The organism is Tahibacter caeni, assembly GCF_024609805.1.
Taxonomy (GTDB): Bacteria; Pseudomonadota; Gammaproteobacteria; order Xanthomonadales; family Rhodanobacteraceae; genus Tahibacter; species Tahibacter caeni.
In genome coordinates this window covers 1-6,506 of record NZ_JANFVR010000276.1, presented here as the reverse complement: position 1 = coordinate 6,506, position 6,506 = coordinate 1, and the positions used below count along the sequence as shown (strand labels likewise).

The following is a 6,506-nucleotide window of genomic DNA, read 5'->3' as shown; positions in this document are numbered from 1 at the left end:
CGTCGTGGTCGCCGCGGCCGGCGCAGCCGCAACGGGCTCGGCGGCCGCCGCCGTTGCGGTCGCGGCTGTCGGGGTGGTGTCGATCGTGCCGTCGCCGGTGAAGGCGGCGCCCGCCGCTGCGCTCGTCGTCATTTGCACCGGTGCCGGTGGCGGCGCCGCGCTGCCGCGCTCCTCGACCGCGCCGATCCAGCGATAGCCGAACCGCGGCACCGTGCGTATCCATTGCTGGGTGTCGCCGCTGTCGCCGAGCGTGCGGCGCAGGCGCACGAGGGTCTGGCCGAGCAGGCTGTCGGCGACGTCGGCGCGGCCCCAGATCGCGGCCATGAGCTCGTCGCGGCCGACGGCGCGGTCGCGGTGGCGGATCAGATAGACCAGCCCGTCGAAGGCGCTGCTCGGCAATTCCAGGCGTTCGCCGTCGCGGCGCAATTCGCGTGCGGCCGGATCGAGTTCGAACGCGCCGAAGCGCAGGGGCGGAAGCGTCATGCGTACAACGGCTGCGGGCAAAGACGAGGCGGACGCCGGAAGCCGTCGCATCGTCGCACCGTTTGCCCTCGCGCGTCACGAAACGATGCGATCGGCCGCCGGGCGAAGGTGCGCCGGCAGCTGGCCGGTGCGTGACGACCCTGGCCGTCGGCGCTCGCGATGCGGCTGTCTTTCCGGCGCCGGGCCTCTGCCGGCACCTTCCGGGCCGCCGCCGTCAGCGGGTCGTCTGCTGCCGCGCGAGCGTCACGATGTACTGCGCCAAGCCGACCATTTCGGCGGATTCCAGCGGCGATCCGCGCAGTGCCCGGTACAGGCTGACGTCGTCCGCGTCGCGCACCTGCCCGGCGAACCAGTCGCGGGCTTCGGCGGAGAATCGCGTATCGCCGCGGCCCCACAACCCGCGCAGATCGGCGTCGCGGACCGCATCCTCGGCGAGCGACGGCTGCAGGATCACGCCGATCGAGAGTTCGAGCGCCGCGGCCCGCCGGTCTGCGGGCTCGCGCAGCGCCGCGCAGGCCGCGTTGTAGAACACGCTGGCCGCGAACGGCCGGTCCGTCTTGCCGAGGCGCGGCCAAATCCGCAGTGCCTGATCGAACGCGGCGCGCGCGGCCAGGCCGGTTTCCCGCTCGGGTTCCAACTGCAACCAGAAGCTGCCGGCGAGGCCCCAGCGCCGGAACAGGTCGCCGTAGTCCGAATCCAGCGGCGCCTGCGCCGCGCGCGTCATCCAATCCGCGGCGCGGCGGTAGTTCGCGGTCCGGGCCTCGGCGATGGCCAGCAGTTCCCAGCCCTGGCCATGCCAGCGTGAGGCGTTCGCGGCCGACTCGCGCAGGCGCGAAGCCGCCGCCGCGTCGCCGCGCTGGTCGGCACGTTCGGCAGCGCGGCTCATGCTGCTGGCCAGATGAGTGATGTCGCCGGCACCTGCGACGCCGGCGCCGGCAACAAAAGCGAGCGTCAGGGTCGGCCACGGCGGAATCGCGGTCGCCGGCCATGCGCGATGGCGCCGCAAGAGCAGCAGCGAGGTGGCTGCCAGCGTGGCGTAGGCGGCGAATCCGAGCGTCGCCGGCGCCATGGCGGCGTACTCGATGGCAGCGACACCGGCGAATGCGACAGCGGGCAGGAACGTCGCGGCGGCGGGTGCGCCATTGCGGGCGGCGAGCGCACCGATCAGCACGACCAGTGCGCGCGCGGCATAAGTCGTCGCCGCACCGAGACCTTCCGCGAGCAGCAGACGGCCCGGATCGTGGCTGTGGGGAACGGCATAACCGTCCGGCATCAGCGATGACGCGAGCGCGAGCGGCGTCGCCTGGAACAGCAGCCGGGCCAGGCAGGCACCCGCGGCGAGGCCCAGCGCCATGCGCGCGAGCACGGCGTCGCCGTCGCTGCGGTTTCCTGTCAGCCTGACGCCAGTCAGGAGCACGCCGCCGAAGCCGGCGACCAGCACGCCGTCGGCGACGAGGACGGGCACCATGGCCAGCGCATCGCCGGCGGCCGTTTGCAGCAAGGCCTGCAGACGCCCGGCGGTGGTGTCGGCCAGCAGGGCGACAAGACCGCCGAGCGCGACCACGTGCAGCGGCGTCAGCAGGTAGGCCGTTTCGCGCAGCGCCGCGTGAGAGCGGCCGACGGTTGCATCCGGCTCGATGTCGCTGGCATGCAGCAAATGCTCGGCCTCGTGCAGGGCGCCGGCGCCGGCGAAGCGCACGGCAAACGCGTCGGCCAGAGCTTCGCGCCAGCGGCCGCTGGCGCGCGCCAGGCCGAGACAGGCGATCACGCCGCCCAGCAGCGCGAAGGTGTAGCTCTTTCCGAACATTACGGCAGCCAGTGCGGGCAGGTCATGACCGGTACCGGCGATACCGCCGGCCACGCTGACGACGAGCTGCAGCGTCGCAACGGCGGCCGTGGCGAGCAGCACGCGGCGGAGATCGAACAGCAGCCAGTGGTCGCGGTTCAGATGATGCGCAAGCTCGTGCAGCAGTACGGCGCAGAAGGCGTCGGGATGTGCGCGGAAGCGGGTCAGGAACGCGGTGTCCAGCAGCACCGCGGGGCGGATGCGTGCCTGGGCGTCCCGATAGCGCAGGGCCTGTGGCGGCAACGGCGCTGCGCCGGCGGGCGATGCGGTCGCGCGAATGGTGATGGCGTGTTCGTGCGGCCACAGCTCGCGCAAGCGCCGGTTCAGGGCGGCGTCGGCGGGATCGTTGCCGGGCCAGGCGTCGGCGGCGAGGACGCGCCGCGTGTTCCGGCGGGCCGAACGGTGCCTCAGCACGGCGGCGAGAGCGAGACTCGTCGGAAGCAGGCCGAGGCCCAGCAGACTGATGGTTTTCTGGGTCGGCGTCGCTGCCGACCAGCCTCCGGAGAGCAGCGCCGGATCGGCCTGCGTGACGCCGATGGCCAGCGCAGCGGCGACCGACAGCACGACGACGAGCGTCGACAGACTGGCTTCGTAGCGGCTTTCGCCGGCCATGGCGCGGCGCGAACGGCGCCTAGCGCAGCCAGTAGCCGATCACGGTGCCGATCAGGCCGAACAGCGCCTTCTGCGTGTCGGCGCCGGGCGCAGTCATCGCCAGCAGATAGCCCGCGCCGGCCAGTACGACCAGGGAAACGGTCAGCTGCACCCAGAACCGGCGCCGAGCTTCGCGCCGGCGTTCGATCTGATCGAGCGCCTGCGTCGCGAGCTGCAGATCCTTTTCGCTGAGTTCCGGGTGCTTGCTGCGGATACGCCGCGAGCGTGACGGCTTGTCGTCGCCATCGAAACTCAGCGAATCCGCTTCCGGCACGGCTTCCTGCTCGTCGACGATCGAGCGCAGGGCGGGCGGCAGCTGATTGCGCAGCAGCGGCTGGCCGAACGTCTCGCTGAGTCCGGAGAAGAAAAAACTGGCCATCGCGGCTCCTTCGTTGCGCTGTTCGTGGCGGCAGGGCGTTGCGCGGCGTATCCGGCCGGGACGATACGGCGGATCCGTGCGGTTGCACGCAACGGTTGCCGCAGCCTAGCACTGCCGTGGTCCGGCGGCGTCACCGGTCGAACGGCGTCGACGATGGCCGCATGCGACGCGCGGAGCCGATCAGCGCAGGCTCAGGAAATCCTGGCTGCAGACGAAGCGCACGGCGTCCAGGCGCGGCCGCGCGCGCGGCAGGGCCTCGGCGATCGCAGCGCGTTCGCTCTCCAGCGCCTCGATTTCCTCGGCGCGCACGGCCGGATTCACCGCGCGCAGCGCGCTCAGGCGCGCGATGCCGGCGCCGAGCGTGGTCTGGGCCGACGCCGCGGCCGCGGCGATCTCGCGCACGGCGACGTCGCGTGCGGCGGTCTCGCAGCGCTCCAGCATCGGCGGCACGATCTGGGCGAGGAATTTGCGGTAGCGGTTGAAGTCGACGGCGCGGTCGGCGGATTTCTTCAGCGACACCGGGTTGGGCTTGTACTCGCGCACCTGCAGCTTGGTGTCGACGACGACGCGCAGCGGCAGCGGCGGCAGGAAGCGGTCGATGCCGAGGCTGCGCTGGGCGATGCACTCGAGCACGTAGACGGCTTCGAGCAGCACGGTGCGCGGCGGCAGCGCGTCGTCGACGAGGAAGGCCGCGTTGCCCTGTTCGCCCTCGAGCAGCAGGTCGAGCGCGCCGACGACGAGCGGATGGTCGTTGCGCAGCAGCGGCAACTCCTCGCGCGCGAGCGCGGTGGCGCGGTCGAACGTGATCTGCTGCGGGCCGTCCTTGAGTCCGGACAGGCCTTCGGTGCTGACGTATTCGGGATCGAGCACCCAGGTGCGCGGCCCGGTTTCCTCGTGCTCGATGCCGAACTGCTCGAACAGGCGCAGGATGAAGTCTTCGGTGTCGAGGTCGGCGTCGGCCGCGGCCAGCGCCTCGCGCAGGGTTTCCTCGCGCGCCTCGCGGCTGCTCGCGAGCTCGAGCAGGCGGTCGCGGCCGGCGTGGACGAGGCGCGACAGTTCCTCGTGCGCGGCGCGCGTCTGCGCGATCAGCGAATCGAGCTCCTGGTCCGGATCGGTGCCTTCCAGCGCATGCGTCGCGGCGCGCTCGGCGAGATCGGGACCGAAGCGCTTGTACAGCTCGCGGCCGTCGGCCGGGCTCTGGCGCAGCGCGTCGAGGCCTTCTTCGTACCAGCGCAGCAGCACGTGCTGGGCGCTGCCCGTGAACGCCACCGCGTGCAGTTCGATGTCGTTGCGCTGGCCGATGCGGTCGAGGCGGCCGATGCGCTGTTCGAGCAGGTCCGGATCCAGCGGCACGTCCCAGAGAATCAGGTGATGCGCGAACTGGAAATTGCGGCCTTCCGAGCCGATCTCCGAGCAGATCAGCAGGCGCGCGCCTTCCGGGTCGGCGAAATAGGCCGCGTTGCGGTCGCGGTGCACGATGGACAGGCCTTCGTGGAAGCGCGCGAGATTGATGCCGCTGCGCGTGCGCACGGCTTCCTCGAGCGCGAGCACCTTGGCCTGGCTGCGGCAGATCAGCAGGAACTTGTCGCGCGGGTGCTTCTCGAGCAGCTCCACGAGCCAAGGCAGGCGCGGGTCGGCCGTGTAGTCGTAGTCGTGCGGCGACGGCGGCTGCTGGATGTCGGACAGGAACTCGGTCAGCAGGCGCTGGCGCTGGTCCTCGCTGAGCGTCGCGCCGTCGAGCAGCTGCAGCCGCGGGACGCGCTTGGGAAAACCGCCGACGACGGCGCGGCGGTTGCGGAACATCACGCGGCCGGTGCCGTGGCGGTCGATCAGCGCATCGAGCAGCGCGCTGGCCGCGGCGGGCTCCTGGTCGAGACGGTCCAGCAGCGCGAGGCTCGCGTCGTCGCCGGCCAGGCGCGCGGCGAGCTCGCGGCGTTCGGCCGCGTCGAGCGCGGCGCCGTCGCCGAGCTTGGCGGCGATCCGCGACAGCGCGAGATAGCCGTCGGCTTCGGCGACGTAGCGTTCGAGGTCGTGATAGCGCGCCGGATCGAGCAGGCGCAGGCGCGCGAAATGGCCGGTGCGGCCGAGCTGTTCGGGTGTCGCGGTCAGCAGGATCACGCCCGGGGTCGCCGCGGCCAGGGTTTCGACGACGGCGTATTCGGGGCTGGCCGCCTGCGGCGTCCAGGCCAGGTGATGGGCTTCGTCGACGACGAGCAGGTCCCAGCCCGCGGCGACGGCCTGCTCGGCGCGGCGCGGATTGCCGGCCAGGAACGCGAGGTCGGTGATGACGAGCTGCTCGTCCTCGAACGGATTGCGCGCGTCGCCGGCGAGCTCGATCGCGGTGCAGCGCTCTTCGTCATAAATGGAAAATTGCAGATTGAAGCGCCGCAGCAGCTCGACGAACCACTGGTAGACCAGCGGCTCGGGCAGCAGCACGAGCGCGCGCTCGACGCGGCCCGAGGCGATCAGCTGCGCGAGGATCATGCCCGCTTCGATGGTCTTGCCGAGGCCGACCTCGTCGGCGAGCAGCAGGCGCACCGGGCGCCGGCTCGCGCCGATCTGCGCGACGCGCAGCTGGTGCGGCACGAGCGCGATGCGCGCGGCAGCCAGGCCGAAATCGACGCCGCGGCGCGCGCCGGCGCGGCGGTTCAATGCTTCGAGGCGGAAATCGAAACGGTCGGGGCGGTCCAGGCGGCCCGACAGCAGGCGCTCGTCGGCCTGCGACAGGCTCTGCACGTCGTCGAGTTCGCCCTCGACGAGGCTGTGGCCGCCGCCGTGGTAGTGCAGCAGGTTCTGGTGCGTCTCGACGCGCTCGACCGTGAAGCTCTCGCCCTTGCCGCTGACCTTCTGGCCGACGCGGAACTCGGCCCGGACCAGCGGCGCCGCATGCGCGGCGTAGTGGCGCAGCACGCCGGACTTGGCGAACAGGACCTGGATGCTGCGTCCCTCGATGCGCAAGACGGTGCCGAGTCCGAGCTCGGGTTCGGCATTGGAGATCCAGCGTTGACCGGGGGAGAAATGCATCAGCAGGCGGTTCCAGACGGCGGGGGCGCGGATTATCCCGTGCCGTCGCCGTGCTGGAAACCAGGGCGGCCCCGCGGCGGCGGCGCGGTGCCGTCCGCGCCGCCGTGCCGCGGCCCGGGCGGC

4 protein-coding genes are annotated in these 6,506 nt (G+C 71.9%); all 4 read right to left on the bottom strand.

The genetic code is table 11. From position 1 onward, the window contains the following. A partial coding sequence (locus NON22_RS18525; RefSeq protein WP_257388438.1) for a winged helix-turn-helix domain-containing protein occupies positions 1-483 on the bottom strand: 483 nt, incomplete at its 3' end. Positions 484-697: 214 nt separating this feature from the next. Further along, complete coding sequence (locus NON22_RS18520; protein ID WP_257388437.1) at positions 698-2,941, bottom strand: M48 family metalloprotease; 2,244 nt, start codon at positions 2,939-2,941, stop codon at positions 698-700. Between the two features lie 19 nt (positions 2,942-2,960). After that, on the bottom strand, positions 2,961-3,359 hold the full coding sequence (locus NON22_RS18515; protein ID WP_257388436.1) for a hypothetical protein: 399 nt from the start codon (positions 3,357-3,359) through the stop codon (positions 2,961-2,963). A gap of 180 nt (positions 3,360-3,539) precedes the next feature. Further along, positions 3,540-6,383 (bottom strand): RNA polymerase-associated protein RapA, encoded by a 2,844-nt coding sequence (rapA, locus tag NON22_RS18510; protein WP_257388435.1) that lies wholly within the window; start codon positions 6,381-6,383, stop codon positions 3,540-3,542. Positions 6,384-6,506 lie beyond the last annotated feature (123 nt).

Bases quoted from the DNA above. Each gene is read 5' to 3' on its own strand.
- NON22_RS18520 (WP_257388437.1), bottom strand. From the start codon at position 2,941: ATGGCCGGCGAAAGCCGCTACGAAGCCAGTCTGTCGACGCTCGTCGTC.
- NON22_RS18515 (WP_257388436.1), bottom strand. From the start codon at position 3,359: ATGGCCAGTTTTTTCTTCTCCGGACTCAGCGAGACGTTCGGCCAGCCG.
- rapA (WP_257388435.1), bottom strand. From the start codon at position 6,383: ATGCATTTCTCCCCCGGTCAACGCTGGATCTCCAATGCCGAACCCGAG.